This is a genomic window from Achromobacter piechaudii NBRC 102461 (assembly GCF_001571245.1).
GTDB classification, from domain to species: Bacteria; Pseudomonadota; Gammaproteobacteria; order Burkholderiales; family Burkholderiaceae_B; genus Achromobacter; species Achromobacter piechaudii.
Window position 1 is genome coordinate 14763 of record NZ_BCTK01000006.1, and the last position, 15282, is coordinate 30044.

Consider the following 15282-nt stretch of genomic DNA (forward strand, 5'->3'; position numbering starts at 1 on the left):
GGAGCCCACATGTTTGAACGTTTAATTCGCTTTGCCATTGAGCAGCGTTGGCTTGTCTTGTTCATCGCTTTTGGAATGGCCGCCGTTGGGGTGTACAACTACTCGCGACTGGCCATTGACGCGGTTCCCGACATCACCAACGTCCAGGTTCAGATCAACGCGAGTGCACCTGGCTACTCTCCTTTAGAAACGGAGCAGCGCGTCACGTATCCGATCGAGACCGTGATGGCTGGTCTGCCGGGGCTGCAGCAAACTCGCTCGCTGTCTCGTTACGGCCTATCTCAGACGACAGTGATCTTCGAGGACGGGACAGACATCTACTTTGCCCGTCAGCTCGTTAATCAGCGTCTGCAGGAGGCCAAGGAAAGCCTGCCGGAGGGGATCACCCCCGTCATGGGGCCGATTTCCACCGGATTGGGAGAGATCTTCCTGTGGACCGTTGAAGCAAAACCCGATGCAAAGAAGGAAGACGGTTCGCCATATACGGCCACGGACCTGCGCGAGATTCAAGATTGGGTCATCAAGCCGCAACTGCGCAACGTCAAAGGCGTGACCGAGGTCAATTCAATCGGAGGCTACGCAAAGGAGTACCAGGTAGCGCCAGATACCGAGCGCTTGGCATCCTATGGACTCTCGCTCACCGACATCATCACCGCCCTAGAGCGAAACAACGCGAATGTTGGAGCTGGGTATATTGAGAGAAAGGGCGAGCAGTACTTGATTCGTGCTCCGGGTCAGGTTCGGTCGATAGCCGATATTCAGGATATTGTCCTGACCGCGAGAGATGGGCAAGCCATACGCGTTCGTGACGTTGCGGATGTTTCAATCGGGAAAGAGCTTCGCACGGGCGCCGCTACAGACAATGGCAAGGAGGTGGTGCTCGGTACCGTCTTCATGTTGATTGGCGAGAACAGCCGGGCTGTATCCCAAGCAGTGTCGAAAAAGCTCGGGGAGATAAACAAGAACTTGCCCGACGGGGTAGAAGCGATCACCGTCTATGACCGTACCGATCTCGTAGACAAAGCTATCGCCACGGTAAAGAAGAATCTTCTCGAAGGCGCGATCTTGGTGATCGTGATCCTGTTCGTTTTCCTCGGAAACATTCGTGCTGCGATCATCACGGCGATGGTGATCCCGCTATCTATGCTGTTCACGTTTACGGGAATGGTGACCTACAAGGTCAGCGCCAACCTGATGAGTCTCGGGGCGCTTGATTTCGGGATCATTGTCGACGGGGCGGTAGTGATCGTGGAGAACTGCGTCAGACGGCTGAGTCATGCACAGCTGCATCACGGTCGTCCCCTCACTCGCTCCGAACGCTTCCACGAAGTATTCGCGGCCGCTCGCGAGGCGCGACGTCCGCTGCTGTACGGCCAGCTGATCATCATGGTTGTTTACCTTCCAATATTCGCGCTCAGCGGGGTGGAAGGGCGCATGTTCCACCCCATGGCCCTCACCGTGGTGATGGCATTGCTCGGCGCCATGATTCTGTCGGTCACGTTCGTGCCGGCGGCCGTGGCTATGTTCATCGGGAAGAAGGTGTCAGAGAAGGAAATTCGGGTAATGGCGTGGGCACGTCGACGCTACGAACCTCTGCTCGACCTGGCACTTCGCCGCACTCCTCTCATGCTCGGTGGGGCACTAGGGTTCTTGCTCGTGTGCGGTTTTATCGCCACTCGTTTGGGAAGCGAGTTTATTCCGAATCTCAACGAAGGAGACATGGCAATCCAAGCATTGCGCATTCCGGGCACAAGTTTGACGCAATCAGTCGCCATGCAGGTTCAGCTGGAAACCCGTTTAAAGGAGAAGTTTCCCGAGATCGAGCGTGTGTTCGCGCGGACCGGCACTGCCGAGATCGCATCGGACGCTATGCCCCCCAATATCTCCGATGGCTACATCATGCTTAAGCCCGAAAAGGACTGGCCGAGCCCGAAGAAGTCTCATGCGGAGCTGCGTGAGGCGATTCAGCGTGAAGCACAGAACATTCCGGGGAACAACTACGAGTTCTCGCAGCCGATTCAGCTACGGTTCAACGAACTGATTTCTGGCGTTCGCAGCGATGTCGCGGTGAAGATATTTGGTGATGACAACGATGTGTTGAACAGAACTGCAACTGAGGTAGCTGAGGTCCTCCAAAAGATCCCAGGCGCCTCGGAAGTCAAAGTGGAACAGACCACGGGTCTTCCCATGCTGACCGTGTCGATCGATCGAGCTAAAGCAGCGCGCTATGGCCTTAGTCTGTCGGATGTCCAAGACACCCTGACGATTGCGGCGGGTGGTCGTGAGGCGGGCACGTTCTTCCAGGGCGACCGTAGGTTCGATGTCGTCGTTCGACTTCCAGAAAAGGTCCGCGAGAACATCACCGCACTCAAAAATCTTCCGATTGCGTTGCCGAGAGGTGAGGGTCAGCTTCAAACAGCCTACATACCACTATCTGAAGTTGCGACATTCGATCTGGCGCCTGGCCCTAACCAGGTCTCCCGAGAGGATGGAAAGCGAAGGATCGTGGTCAGCGCCAACGTTCGTGGCAGAGACCTCGGATCGTTCGTCGGCGAGGCAGAGACGGCGATCGCTGAACAAGTCAAGGTCCCAACGGGATACTGGACAGCATGGGGGGGTACTTTCGAACAACTTGAATCGGCTACCAAGCGATTGCAGGTTGTGGTCCCAGTCGCCCTGCTTTTGGTGTTCGTCCTGTTGTTCGCGATGTTTGGAAACGTTAAGGATGGACTACTCGTCTTCACCGGTATTCCCTTCGCGTTGACAGGCGGAATTCTTGCGCTGTGGATCAGAGGAATTCCTTTGTCAATTACCGCTGCAGTGGGATTCATTGCACTTTGTGGTGTCGCTGTTCTCAACGGTTTGGTTCTGTTGTCCTTTATTCGCTCCTTGAGAGATGAAGGAAAGCCGTTGTACACCGCGGTGCGAGAAGGCGCCTTGACTCGCTTGCGTCCCGTGCTGATGACCGCCCTCGTGGCTTCGCTTGGATTCGTACCTATGGCTATCGCAACGGGGACAGGAGCGGAGGTGCAGCGGCCGCTGGCCACAGTGGTTATCGGAGGCATCATCTCCTCCACCTTCTTGACGCTTCTGATCCTGCCGGCGCTCTATCGCTTGGTACATCATAAAGACGCCGAGGAGGAGGAGCTAACCGGCTAGGAGTGTGAACTGTCGCGAGCTTGGAGGGGCCCGGTCTCCTCCAAGCTTGCGGAAATGTAATTACAAGGTTCGACGATTGTCGAGCGCACTTTCGTACATTGGCAGCCTTCGATACCGAATGGTTAGACCTCCATGGTTACTTTGCCGTTAGACCCCGCAGAAGCCAATAAAAAAGCGGAGAACGCAATCCAGATCTCGATTGTGATTCCGTTCTTGAATGAACAAGATGTCTTGCCAATTTGTCACTCGAAGCTGAAAGAGATTCTCGGTGAGCTAGGCCTACCTTACGAGATCGTGTTCGTGGATGACGGTAGCACGGACAAAAGCGTATTGATCTTGACTGCGCTGATGGAACGGGATCCCAGAGTTCGAGTGGTTCGCCTGAGTAGAAATTTTGGGAAAGAGGCTGCGATGAGCGCTGGCCTGGCGCATGCGCGGGGTGAGGCGGTGATCATGTTGGATGCCGACCTGCAGGATCCTCCGGCACTAATTCCGGATATGGTCAAGGCATGGCAGGATGGTTTCGATGTCGTATCGATGCGCCGGCGCAAGCGTGAGGGTGAAGGTTTCGCAAAGCGTTTGTCTGCTTATGCGTTCTACCGAATCATGAGTCGCTTGAGCCGGTCGAGGATACCCGCAGACACAGGGGATTTCCGGCTTATGAGTCGTAGGACCGTTGAGGCCTTGCTCCAGATGCCAGAGCGGTGTCGCTATATGAAAGGTCTCTATGCTTGGATCGGGTTTCCCACCAAAGTGATCGACTATGATCGCGCGCCCAGGGCCGCCGGCAAGACCAAATGGAACTACTTCGCGCTATTCGGGCTCGCCCTTGAAGGCATCACCTCATTCTCTACCGCTCCGCTGCGCTGGGCAACTGGCATAGGAGCTGTTGTCGCATTGACAGGTGGCATGTTTGGCCTTTGGATTATCTTCAAAACGATCGTGTTCGGTCACGACGTGCCTGGCTATCCATCACTAACAGCCATGATCACCCTCTTAAGTGGGATTCAGCTCCTGACGATTGGGCTGTTGGGCGAATACGTTGGAAAAGGATACATGGAGACGAAGCAGCGTCCAATCTTCATAGTGCGCGATGTGCTCGAGAAAGCCACGCAGATGGCCTCACAACACGCCGGGATTGGATCGAAAAATGCAGTTGAAGGCTAAATGGTTTTTGTTGGCCCTAGCGGGCATCGTTATCGCCCGGCTTTTTTCAATGGCTGCGATGCCGTTGATCGACACCTCGGAGCCGAGATACGCTGAGATTGCGAGATTGATGGCGGAAACCGGGGATTGGATCACTCCTTGGTTCGAACCCGGGGTTCCGTTCTGGGGAAAGCCACCGCTCTCATTCTGGAGTCAGGCGATGGGGATAAGGATCCTTGGTGGGTCCGAGTTCGCGGTTCGACTCCCCTCATTCCTTGCGATGGTTGCGCTCGCAGCAATGCTCTATCGCGCAACTGCTATCTTGGTCGATCGACAGGCGGCCCGATGGACGACGCTCATATTGTCTTCTATGCTGCTCCCGCTCGCTGCGGCCGGTGCTGTGCTCACAGACTCCTTCTTGGCTCTAGGGATCACCTATTCGATGTTGGCGTTCCTAGTCGCGCCGACAGCACCTACACCTTTCTGGCGGTATGGGTTTTTTGTGGGCATAGCCATTGGCCTGTTGTCGAAAGGGCCGCTCGCCTTCGTCCTCCTGGGCATAGTCCTCGTTCCTTGGCTTGCGCTTTATCGTGATCGTAGGGCGCACCTGACCAATCTTCCTTGGCTCACGGGCACGTTGTTGATGGTCGCGCTGACTGTTCCTTGGTACATCGTCGCTGAGATAAAGACCCCAGGATTCGTCCAGTACTTTTTAGTAGGTGAGCACTTTCTGCGGTTCCTAGACTCAGGTTGGCAGGGAGACCTGTACGGTACTGCTCACGAGCGACCTTTTGGCGGAATTTGGGGTGATTGGCTGCTAGCTTCGTTCCCATGGGGATGGGGCGGAATTCTGCTGGGTGTATGGATAGTGGCTAATGCCTCTCGCAGGGCTCGGGCTCTTCAGGTTTGTCGGTCTCCGGTCGTCGGATACTTGGCGTTGTGGGCCGTTGCCGCTCCGGCCTTCTTCACCTTCTCTGGAAACATACTTTGGACGTATGTGTTGCCTAGCCTGCCAGCTTTTGCACTGCTCCTCGCAATATTCGCCAAAGAGCTATCGCCAGCAAAAGCGATGCCGCGCCTAGTCCGGATCTTGGCTGCCACGTGTGCAATAGTGCCGATAGCGGCAATTGGTCTCGGGCTGGTCTCGCTCACGGTGCCCACAAAGCTCAAAACAGAGAAGCAATTAGTGGCCATTGCCGAATCTCAGATGAGCGAAGGTCAGAAGCTTTACTTTGTGCATAGCCGCCCTTTCTCCGCGCGTTTTTATTCGCGCGGCACGGCAGAGCTAATTACTCCGAGTGAGTTGGAAAAGTTGTCCTTGGAAAAGGACGCATATGCTTTCGTGGCAATTCCAAAGGGTAAAGAGTCCTCACTTGAGGAAAGCGTGAGAGAACGGTTGGTGCCGATCTATCAAAGTCGTCGCTACGCGCTTTACAGAATAAATGGGTAAACCTGTGTCAGCGCTAGAAAAGTATCAACGCACCTTCGCGCTTCTTGGTCGCGCGTCCGCGGTGGGGCATTCGCGGTCTCTTCTGAGGGTCCTGCACGTGAGCCTGTCCAGCGGCTTTGGTGGCAAAGAACTGCGTATCCTCAATGAGATGCTCGCGATGCGCGATCGCGGACATACGCTTGAGGTTGTTTGTGCCGCACGGTCTGAGCTCGGGCAGCGCTCTCAAAATCACGGCTTTAGAACGCACCACATTGAGGTAGAGGGGCTGATTGCTTCTGCAATGACTCCGTTTCGCATCGGCGGGATAGTGCGAGGAGGAGACTTTGATGTAGTCAACACGCATTCCGTGGAAGATGACCTGCGCGCCGCGCTGTTCGCGCGTTTAGCGCGAACACGATTGGTAGTTAGAACGCATCACCGGGAAAGCAGGCTGCACGTGCCGCGACTCAGCGGCGCGGTGAGCGGTCATGTGATAACCGTAAGCACGTATCAGCGACAGCGATACCTCGAACGTGGTCATTTCGAGCAGCGTGTTCGGACGATTCCTACAGGCCTAGACGTTCAGTATCCCAGGCCTGCGATGCCTTCGATGCGCCAAGAACTCGCCATTCCCGACGATGCGATTGTCATTGGAAACGTTGCGGACGATCAGGATGCGCAAGGGCTTCGAATTCTCGTCGAAGCGATGTACCCGTTGATGGAGGTCTACCCACAAGTTCACCTGGTGCTTGGTGGCCTGCATGAGCCCCGACTCAACCAGCTAAGGAGACGTGCGGTCGAAATTGGGTTGATAGGAAGGATCCACTTTCCAGATTTCTTCTTCTGCGTTGGTGACTTGTTAGGCGCGGTGGATATTTACGCAATGGTGCCGGAGTGCGAGGTGTTGGGATCCACGTTTGTCGAAGCATCTGCGTCCGGTGTGCCTGTCGTAGCTACCGCAGTTGGTTGCCTGCCAGAGGTCATCGAAAACGGTGTTTCGGGATATGTTGTACTGCCTTTCGATCGGGTGATACTCCGTTCGGTGATCAATAATCTGATCGTAGAAAGCAGCCTGCGCAGCCGATTCGGCAAAGCTGGGCGAGCAAACTTCGTTCTCCGGGAAAGGTTCAGTGCGGCGAAAATGGCTGAATCTATCGAGGATGCTTATCTTGGGTGGCTTAACGTGAGGGCGGATAAAGCAGGGGTTGGCCGGTGACATTTGACTTGGGATCGTCTCGGATCATTCCGCACTGGCTCTAGTCCCAGCACGCGGCAAAGGTGACGCGCTAGTGCTGCTTAAGGGGGTTGTGGCGAATCAAGCGCGCGCATCAGGTTCTCGATGTCCTGCCGCGCGGCGGCCAGCAGCCAGTTGCGGAATGCGCCGTAACCAGGCGGGGGACGGCGATTGGACGGAATGCACAGGAAGTAGCCACGCTCGAGCGTGATGGGTAGATCGAAGGGCACGGCGAGTTGGCCGGTTTCGAGTTCATGGCGCACGAGACAGCGCTGTACGAGCGCAATGCCCATGTCCGCGATCGCGGCACGAACAAGGATCGACACTTGATCGCAGGCCATGGACAGATTCGGCGCGGGTGCCTGCGGCCCCGCCCAACGCAGCCATTGTGTCCAGTTGCCCGGCGCGGTCGTGTGGTAGAGCAGAGGCTCCGCAGCGAGATCGTGCGGTTCGCGCCAGCGGCCCTCGGCCCTCATGCGCGCCAGACGTTCGGGGTGGCAGACAGGCACGATTTCGCGCCCGATGACGTAATCGCAATGCCAGCCCGGCCATTGGTGCTGACCCAGGCCGGTCAGGATGGCGGCATCCACGGTGTTGTCGCTGAAGTCCTCGCCCTTGCGATAAGGGGCAAAGTTGAGCCGCACGTCGGGGTGCAGCCGCCGGAATTCCGGCAGGCGCGGCACCAGCCACACGCTTGCGAAGGTCGGTACCACCGCGAGACTGAGCGGCCGGTCGGCAGGGGCCGTGCGCAATCCGGCGCTCGCCGCCTCGATCGCCATCAGCGGTTCCTGCACCGCGTCGAGAAAGGCGCGCCCCGCCTCCGTGAGCTGCAAGCGATGGGAGTCGCGCTGCAACAGAACCTGGTTGAAGTGGGCTTCGAGTCTTGCCACCGCGCGGCTGATCGCACCCTGAGTGACGCAGAGCTCATCAGCCGCCTGCGAAAAGCTGCCCAGCCGCACCACGGCTGCAAAGGCATGGAGTTCGGACATCGAAGGAGAATGCAGGCGCATGGCGGCTGGGTCGTGCACGGATTGTGACCATTGTATGACTTTCCGTCATACAGGCTTCCATTCTTGTCGTTTGCCAGTGGGCGGGCCCAGCCTGGACACTAGGCACGGTCTATAAATTTCCTTTCATGACGACAAGCCCATGACACTCCATGCCAGATATCGCGCCGGTTTCGCGGCGCTGGCCCTCGCGGCCGCCACTCCGCTCACCGCTACCGTGGCGCACGCCGAATTTCCCGACCGTCCGCTAAAGCTCATCGTGCCATTCGCGCCTAGCGGTTCTACCGACCTGGCCGCGCGGTTGATCGCCGAGTATGCCGGCCGCGAGTTGGGCCAGACCATCGTGGTGGAGAACCGCGCGGGCGCGGGTGGCTCGATGGGCATGGAGCAGGTCGCTAAGGCGGAACCCGACGGCTACACGCTCGGCATGGCCACGATGAGCACCCACGGCTCCAACGTCGCCGCCTACGGCGCGCGCCTGAAGTACGACCCGATCAAGGATTTCGCGCCGGTATCGAACGTGGCCACGGTGCCCAGCGTGTTCGCGATCAATCCCAAGATCCCGGCCAGGACAATTCAGGAGTTCATCGCGCTGGCCAAGGCTGAGCCGGGCAAATACAGTTATGCGTCGCCCGGCGTGGGTTCACTCGGCCATACCAACATTGAGCACTTTACGGCGCTCTCCGGCATCCAACTGCTCCACATTCCGTATAAGGGCGCCGGCCCTGCCATGAACGACGCCGTGGGAGGCCAGGTCGACGGCATCACCGACAATCTACCTTCGGCGCTGGCGCACATCAAAGCGGGCCGCCTGCGCGCGCTGGTCCTACTGTCGGACAAGCGTTCGCCCGCGTTGCCCGACGTGCCCGTGTACGGGGAGATCGGCTATCCGCAGATGGGCACGGGCGGCTGGTTTGGCATCGTCGCACCTGCCGGCACGCCGCCCGCCGTCGTGGGCAAGCTGAATGCCGCGATTCACAAAGCCATGCAGCAGCCAAATTTCGTACAAAAGATGGACGAAGCGGGCGCCACACTCATTCCCAACACGCCCGCGCAGTTCCAGGCACAGATCGAGCAAGCCGTGGCGCGTTACCAGGCAGTGGCGAAGGTCGCCAAGCTGTCGGCGGAGTGAAATGATGACGGATGCTCTGTACACCCTGCATCTGCCGGCGGACGAAGCGATCCCGCTGGTGTGCGACTCGCCGCATAGCGGCACGGACTACCCCGAGGATTTCCGACATGCGGTGCCGCGCGCCATCCTGCGAGCCGCTGAGGACACCCACGTCGAAGCCCTGTGGGCCGGTGTGCCGCGCGTAGGCGGCACGCTGCTCGAAGCGCATTTCCCGCGCAGCTACCTTGATCTGAACCGCATGCTCGACGATATCGATCCCGAGCTGCTCGAGAGCGCTTGGCCCGCACCCTTGCATCCCGGAGAGAAGACGCGCCTAGGCTCTGGCTTGATCTGGCGCTCCGTCAAGGGCGGCACGCCGATCTATGACCGCAAGCTGCCCGTGGCTGAAGTGCGGGCGCGAATCGAGCGGTGCTACCAGCCCTACCATGCCTCGCTACAGCAGGCGGTGCAGGGCGCGCACGCGCGCTTCGGCAAGCTCTGGCACCTCAACCTGCATTCGATGCCGAACAACGCCTACGAGCGCCTAAAGATCCGCAGCGACAAACCGCTTGCGGACTTCGTGCTCGGCGACCGCGACGGCACCACCTGCGAACCCGGCTTCCTCGACCTCGTGGAATCGCACCTGCGGGGCTGCGGCTACACCGTGGCGCGAAACGACCCCTACAAGGGCGTGCAGCTCATCGCCAATATCGGCCAGCCCGCGCTGCGGCGCTACAGCATGCAGATCGAGATCCGGCGTCCGATCTACATGGACGAGAACACCCGGGAGCGCAACGCGAACTTCGGCGTGGTCCGGCGCGATATCGACGCCTTGCTCACCCGAATCGCCGCCTACATTCGCGACGCCGTTGTGCGTTGAACCAGCGGGCGCAGCGCGCCCGGCATGCCTTCTGTCTTTCCGCGCCCGCCGTCGCAGCGGCGGGGCGTCCTGCATATTATGACTTTCGAATTCATTCCCCATTTTCTGGGACTAGCCGCGCTTGGCGTCGCGAGTGGCTTTCTCGCCGGATTGCTCGGCATCGGCGGAGGCATCGTGCTGGTGCCCGTCCTCACTTTCTTCCTGCAAGGGCAGGAATTGTCCGCCGGCCTGGCGGTAAAGATGGCGATTGCCACATCGATGGCAGTAATCCTGTTTACCTCCTTCTCGAGCGTGAGCGCGCATCATCGCCGCGGCGCCGTCGACTGGCAAATCGTGCGCGGGCTGACCCCCGGCATTGTGGCCGGCAGCCTCATTAGCAGCCTGGGCGTCTTCGCCCTGCTCAAGGGCAACGTGCTGGCTGTGGTGTTCAGTGTGTTCATGCTGTTTTCCGCGGTGCAGATGTTTCGCGGGCGCCAGCCGGCGGCGGCTCGCGGCCTGCCCGGGGCACCCGGGCTGCTCGGAGCCGGAAGCGCGATCGGCGCACTGTCGGGCTTGGTCGGGGTGGGCGGCGGCTTTATCAGCGTCCCATTCCTTTCTTGGTGCAACGTGCCCGTGCACCGTGCCGTCGCTACCTCCGCCGCGCTGGGATTCCCGATCGCGCTGGCGAACGTCGGCGGCTTCATCCTCGGCGGTCTCGACACCGCCGGGCGTCCTGCCCACTCGATGGGTTTCGTCTGGACGCCAGGATTGGCGCTGGTGGCTGCCTTCAGCGTGCTGACGGCACCCCTCGGCGCGCGTGCGGCGCATCGTCTGCCCGTGGCGCGGCTCAAGCGCGCATTCGCCGGCATGTTGTTTGCCGTGTCGGCCTATATGTTGATCACCGGTGTACGCGGGGCCTGACCGGGGGCAAGGCGTGCGCATGCTCTGCCGACCTTTGGCGAAATGTTCCTTTATGCGCAATTGAGATGATCGCCTTTGAGGAAATGTTCAAAGGCATTTCGTCAGAGACCAGCGTGTATCGACGTGAGGTCGTCAAGGCGGGGATTCGGCACAACGCGCATTCCATCTTGATTGCCCACAATCGTCCGTCGGGCTCGTCGCAGCCGAGCTGGGCTTACGTCGAGGTTGCGCGGCGCTTGAGGTCATGTGCCGATAGGCTACTAACAGCTTGCGCATAGGCCGTAATTTGTCATTGACCACAGCCTGCTATTTTCTCACCGACCGTTGCGGTCGCAGCCAGATCTGGTCGGGATGGCCGTCGTCGTGGAACTCCGCCAGATAGTTGAGATATGAGGAGATCAGCCTTGGACTATAGCCTGCATTTTCCACAAGACGCTGCATTTCTCGCACTGTAGGCCGGTTGATCTCTTTGCTCGATCATTAACGCCGTGCCAATTGTTTGAATTGCCGGCGTCTTCCCACAGATAATCGTGCTGCGCTTCGGTAGCAGCGCATCCACCATGCTCTCGGCGTGGCTCGGTGGGTTCATGAACCATTCCGAGTCTCGCCCCGAAGCGATATGTTTGCGAGCAGAACCGAATGCGGTTCTTCCGTGTATGTAGTTCTCAATAACGCGCAATTCCTGTTGCGAGATCCCGTTGTGCATCTCGCTAGGTCGTAAGTTGTGAACAGGGTGACAAGGTTGTATGTCCGACCCTCGGCAATTCGCTGTCTGGGGACTCTTTTGTCGTAAGCCAGATCTTGGTGAAGGTCAGATATCGCATGCCGATCGCGATATAGAGCCAGCCGTACCGCACGGTTGGGTAAGACGCATACGCGGGCTTGATCTCCACCTTCATTTTCGTAGTTCATTGAAGGTCCTAGTGCAATGCACATGGTTGCGGCCTACGAACAACGGACGAACCCGAGTGCGTTTCCCCTGCCTTAGCCGACGGACGCTCCGGCCTCGGTGCTGGCGGAATTCGCGAGGAAGTGTATCAGGGTGAGTTGCGTGATCGCGGTGGTGGCAGGAATGTTCCGATGCGGGTCTTCTCTGGCATGCGTAGCCTACTGCGGCAAGGCAAGCATTAATTTTTGGTTGACTCGTGCCGTTATCCCCTATATGGCGCGCGAAAGACGCGACGCGCCGATCCATCGACGTAAAACCTAGTGAGGGGGAAGGACGTGGACCAGATTTCGCAGTTTCAGAGCATCGATAAGGAATATCCGCGGCTCCGATTTCCCGGCTTCGTTGCTGAAGGTACGTGTTTTGTTCGTGCTCGCATTCGGCAGGATGGGCTCGTGATTCTGTGCGCCCAGCTTTACGGATACAACGGGACTTCAGTCACGAATGCCATTGAAGAGGTGCGCAGGGCCGCTATCGAGCGTTTGCACGAAGAAGTCGGCCTGCAGCATCTCTTGCCTACCAAGAAGTGGTGGCAACGCGAGCGCACTCGTGATGAACTGCTTGCGATAGCGGCGGCTCAGACAGCCATGGTCGAGCACTATCCGAAGGGTCGTGGCCTAGCACCTGCAGGGTCTTTTGCCCTAGTCGAATTCGATGACGCAGGGCGGCCTGAGTGGGACTACAAGCCCTTGGCCACGGTGGCGCAGCAATGCGCAGTGGAGTCGGGATTTTTGACGATTGATCCGGAGCAGCTCCATTACCGCTAGAACAGCGGAAAAACGGGCGCTGGTAGTTTATTCTTCCAACTCTTCGAGCGCCTTCCGCACGTCTTTCGCGGTCATGAATAGCTTCAAGGGGTCGACATCCTGCAGGGCAGCGAAGCCATACTTACGATAGAACGCCGCAGCTTCTTCATCCTTGGCGTCGACCAGCACAACCGTCACGGCCAGGGGGCCAGAAACGATCATGGTCAACGCTTCGATAAGAAGCTGGCCTCCGATGCCCTGACCCTTGTACTTCAGATCCACGGCGAGCCGCCCGATTACAGCGGCGGGAACTTGAGCGTACCGGGCAACCTTCTTCAGGACCTTTTCAGGCAGACGCGTCAATTCCACGGCGCCGGCGGAGATCGTGAAGAATCCCGCCACCGAATCGTCCCTCATGAGCAGATGCGCGCGCGCGGCATCGCGCGCTTCGTCTTGCCCAAGCTGCTCGATGAAGTACTTATCAAGCTCCGGTTTGCCACAGCGAAAATCCTTGCGATCAATGGACTTCGAGAAAGGCACGGTTAGGCTACGCATACTGCATCAGTCCTTGTCTGCCTTCATGTCGTGAACGATCTTGTTCCGCATCGCGACGGCGCGTTTAAACGCAGCGGTCGGTTCGGCCGGCTCGGCATCGAGGGCCGCTGCGAGCGTTTCCGAGTCACGCTCAGAGAGCCGTAGAACCACCTGATGCTCAATTTCGAGGAGTGCTGCTTGATGGGCCGCGTGTATCACGAACTCTGAGAGCGAGCGGCCAGAAATATCTGCGGCGCGCTGAATCACGCTCCGCTCTTTCGCGGTCAACCTGGCGTCGAGTCGGGCAGTTCGCGGTTCGTCAACACGTTTGAGCTCTTGTCCGATGAGCTCGCGTAGCTGTTCAACGAAATCGATCGATAGCTGGTGACGGTCACGCTCTGCAGCTCGCGCTTTCTTGACTTGCGACCGGGCGGCGACAGCGGTTCGGGCGCCTCGGCGTTCGAGGCGGAGAAGCCTAGGGGGCTCCTCAGTCGGCGACCCGGCCGCTTTGGATCGCATCACGTTTGCCCAGCGGGCGTAGGCCGCTGCAAAGCCTGAGTCCGGCACGGCCACGACGAAGCTCTCAGAAGTGTTCTGCGAATCCTGCCGCTGGCGTTTCCGCTTCTGGCTGATCTTGGATGCCGGGGTTAGGTCTTCGTAATGTGTGCGCATGGCGTGTTCCTCCGTGTACGGGAATTAACGTACAAAAATATTGTACGGCATTCCTCGTACGGCGTCGATGGTTTGGCACACCGTGAGGTTGGGAAGCGAACGATAGAGTGCTGTCACCGTTCTTGAACTACCGCGGTGCCACTCCTTTACGAAGTTTGTCCGGCGCCTCCATCATGGCGCGAACCTCCTCATCTCGCTCTATTACACAGGGTTCTGCCGCGAGGCGAATCAGGAGTTCCTGATAGATGTCGCCCATGAGGCCGTGGGGCCGTTTGAGGTCACCGGACACCTGATGCAGCGCATCAGTTCCGAGCGGCGGCGCTTGGTTTCCCACAACAAGAGGATTACATCCGCATTTTGCGGATGGCGTTCACGAAGGGCGCGAAGCGCCTCGTAGGCCAAGGTCTGTTTGAAAGGCATAATGGAATCACTGGCTATCCATCCAGTATATTCCGCCTTTATCAGGGTCAGTTCACGGGCCTGGCGACCAGCATGTCGGAGGGGAAGGGCCGAAGAAAGTCCCGACTTTGCTCTGCGGGCGCCGCCAGCCAGTCCCTGTATGCCCCCTCAGGCAAAATCACAACCATCCGCTTTTCTTTGCCAGCTTGGTGGTAGTCGCGAAACAGCGGGTCCTCATCGGCGTTGATCGTCAACATGGTGTAGCTGTCCTGCCACTGACCGGATTGGTCCCGGTAGCGGTCCCAGAGTCCAGCGATGCCCATCGGCGCGCCGTCGGCACGCGCGAAGCGTGTAGCGACGGCCTTTCCCGACCGCCAGTCGGGCTCGAAGATAGCATCGGCGGGTATGACACAGTGTTGTGCGCGACGCTAGGCGTTGCGGAAGGTGAACGCATTTGCGACGCGGTCGTCACGAGCGTTAAATGTCGACAGCTTTTCCGCGCCCGCGAGATCGTCAGGACGGGTAGACGGCGATATCAAGCCCCACCGGCCGACGGCCGCTTCGCGCGGTGGAACCGCCTCATCGCCGACATCGTATTCGGGTGGTCGGCGGACGAAGACCCCTTGATATCGAGGCCACATATCGTATTTCCCGACTGTCGCTGGCCTTTGCGCGCCGAACTTTCTGAGCAGCAGCTCGGCGTCCTTCAGTGTTTGATAGTGGCTGCACATGAGGAGTTCCCCCAGAGAGAAGCCTCATAATAAATTGCCGGCGTCCTGCCGAAAGCGACCATAAAGCACCGCCTACTTGGTTAGGTGCTTACGGGCCTTCCATTGGCCGATGAATTCGTCCAGGCGGACGCGTTCGCAGCGGAAATGCAGGCGCTGCCACGCCGAGCGCATGCCGCATTGAGTCTTCACCATTCGAGCGAGCACTACCCGCTGGTCAACTTTCGGAGGAGCCCCGAAATGGTTCTATGCTCGCCATTGCACGCGCGATGTTGATCCAGGCAACGGGAAGGCCGAAATTAACCCTATTGGGTCGGAGCGAGTTTTGCGTTCATGTCTGGGCGTGCTGGGCGAGCCTCGGCTGTCGAAAAAAAAGGCCACCCTTTGTGGG

Annotated in this window: 12 protein-coding genes and 1 pseudogene; 9 read left to right on the forward strand and 4 right to left on the reverse strand. The window is 58.7% G+C overall.

The annotated features are described in order from the left end of the window. The first annotated feature begins 9 nt into the window (after window positions 1-9). From API01S_RS12240 to API01S_RS28825, 4 genes are all read left to right on the forward strand, one after another. Window positions 10-3159, forward strand: coding sequence for a CusA/CzcA family heavy metal efflux RND transporter (locus API01S_RS12240; RefSeq protein WP_006216198.1), 3150 nt, complete (start codon window positions 10-12; stop codon window positions 3157-3159). Window positions 3160-3291: 132 nt separating this feature from the next. Continuing rightward, window positions 3292-4326 carry a glycosyltransferase family 2 protein gene (locus API01S_RS12245; protein WP_006216197.1) on the forward strand — a complete coding sequence of 345 codons (1035 nt, stop codon included), beginning with the start codon at window positions 3292-3294 and terminating at the stop codon, window positions 4324-4326. Beyond that, window positions 4310-5755 (forward strand): ArnT family glycosyltransferase, encoded by a 1446-nt coding sequence (locus API01S_RS12250; RefSeq protein WP_006216196.1) that lies wholly within the window; start codon window positions 4310-4312, stop codon window positions 5753-5755. Before API01S_RS12245 ends, API01S_RS12250 begins: the two co-directional genes overlap by 17 nt. A 97-nt stretch (window positions 5756-5852) precedes the next feature. Next, complete coding sequence (locus API01S_RS28825; protein WP_167351706.1) at window positions 5853-6950, forward strand: glycosyltransferase family 4 protein; 1098 nt, start codon at window positions 5853-5855, stop codon at window positions 6948-6950. 80 nt (window positions 6951-7030) lie between these two features. On the opposite strand, the gene API01S_RS12260 is transcribed toward API01S_RS28825, so the two are convergent. After that, on the reverse strand, window positions 7031-7978 hold the full coding sequence (locus API01S_RS12260) for a LysR substrate-binding domain-containing protein (RefSeq protein ID WP_046803339.1): 948 nt from the start codon (window positions 7976-7978) through the stop codon (window positions 7031-7033). A gap of 139 nt (window positions 7979-8117) precedes the next feature. Between API01S_RS12260 and API01S_RS12265 the strand changes: the two genes are divergently transcribed. From API01S_RS12265 to API01S_RS12285, 5 genes are all read left to right on the forward strand, one after another. Next, window positions 8118-9107 carry a tripartite tricarboxylate transporter substrate binding protein BugE gene (locus tag API01S_RS12265; protein ID WP_006216191.1) on the forward strand — a complete coding sequence of 330 codons (990 nt, stop codon included), beginning with the start codon at window positions 8118-8120 and terminating at the stop codon, window positions 9105-9107. A 1-nt stretch (window position 9108) separates the two neighbouring features. Further along, a complete protein-coding gene (locus tag API01S_RS12270) occupies window positions 9109-9966 on the forward strand; it encodes an N-formylglutamate amidohydrolase (protein WP_006216190.1) in 858 nt (285 codons plus the stop codon). A 78-nt stretch (window positions 9967-10044) separates the two neighbouring features. Next, on the forward strand, window positions 10045-10866 hold the full coding sequence (locus API01S_RS12275; protein ID WP_006216189.1) for a sulfite exporter TauE/SafE family protein: 822 nt from the start codon (window positions 10045-10047) through the stop codon (window positions 10864-10866). 65 nt (window positions 10867-10931) lie between these two features. Further along, the gene (locus API01S_RS29645; RefSeq protein WP_006216188.1) at window positions 10932-11144 is read left to right on the forward strand and encodes a JAB domain-containing protein; all 213 of its coding nucleotides are present in this window, start codon (window positions 10932-10934) and stop codon (window positions 11142-11144) included. Between the two features lie 946 nt (window positions 11145-12090). Then, window positions 12091-12579: a hypothetical protein gene (locus tag API01S_RS12285; protein WP_143215256.1), complete on the forward strand. Its 489-nt coding sequence runs from the start codon at window positions 12091-12093 to the stop codon at window positions 12577-12579. A gap of 27 nt (window positions 12580-12606) precedes the next feature. On the opposite strand, the gene API01S_RS12290 is transcribed toward API01S_RS12285, so the two are convergent. The 3 genes and pseudogenes from API01S_RS12290 to API01S_RS12300 form a co-directional block, all read right to left on the reverse strand. After that, the gene (locus API01S_RS12290) at window positions 12607-13113 is read right to left on the reverse strand and encodes a GNAT family N-acetyltransferase (RefSeq protein ID WP_026382169.1); all 507 of its coding nucleotides are present in this window, start codon (window positions 13111-13113) and stop codon (window positions 12607-12609) included. A 6-nt stretch (window positions 13114-13119) separates the two neighbouring features. Then, on the reverse strand, window positions 13120-13764 hold the full coding sequence (locus API01S_RS12295) for a type II toxin-antitoxin system TacA family antitoxin (protein WP_006216184.1): 645 nt from the start codon (window positions 13762-13764) through the stop codon (window positions 13120-13122). A gap of 467 nt (window positions 13765-14231) precedes the next feature. Next, window positions 14232-14894 (reverse strand): annotated as a pseudogene (locus tag API01S_RS12300) (SOS response-associated peptidase). Window positions 14895-15282 lie beyond the last annotated feature (388 nt).

Excerpts from the sequence above, each read along its gene's own strand:
- API01S_RS12240 (WP_006216198.1), top strand. The coding sequence starts at position 10 with ATGTTTGAACGTTTAATTCGCTTTGCCATTGAGCAGCGTTGGCTTGTC.
- API01S_RS12245 (WP_006216197.1), top strand. The coding sequence starts at position 3,292 with ATGGTTACTTTGCCGTTAGACCCCGCAGAAGCCAATAAAAAAGCGGAG.
- API01S_RS12250 (WP_006216196.1), top strand. The coding sequence starts at position 4,310 with ATGCAGTTGAAGGCTAAATGGTTTTTGTTGGCCCTAGCGGGCATCGTT.
- API01S_RS12260 (WP_046803339.1), bottom strand. The coding sequence starts at position 7,978 with ATGCGCCTGCATTCTCCTTCGATGTCCGAACTCCATGCCTTTGCAGCC.
- API01S_RS12265 (WP_006216191.1), top strand. The coding sequence starts at position 8,118 with ATGACACTCCATGCCAGATATCGCGCCGGTTTCGCGGCGCTGGCCCTC.
- API01S_RS12270 (WP_006216190.1), top strand. The coding sequence starts at position 9,109 with ATGATGACGGATGCTCTGTACACCCTGCATCTGCCGGCGGACGAAGCG.
- API01S_RS12275 (WP_006216189.1), top strand. The coding sequence starts at position 10,045 with ATGACTTTCGAATTCATTCCCCATTTTCTGGGACTAGCCGCGCTTGGC.
- API01S_RS29645 (WP_006216188.1), top strand. The coding sequence starts at position 10,932 with ATGATCGCCTTTGAGGAAATGTTCAAAGGCATTTCGTCAGAGACCAGC.
- API01S_RS12290 (WP_026382169.1), bottom strand. The coding sequence starts at position 13,113 with ATGCGTAGCCTAACCGTGCCTTTCTCGAAGTCCATTGATCGCAAGGAT.
- API01S_RS12295 (WP_006216184.1), bottom strand. The coding sequence starts at position 13,764 with ATGCGCACACATTACGAAGACCTAACCCCGGCATCCAAGATCAGCCAG.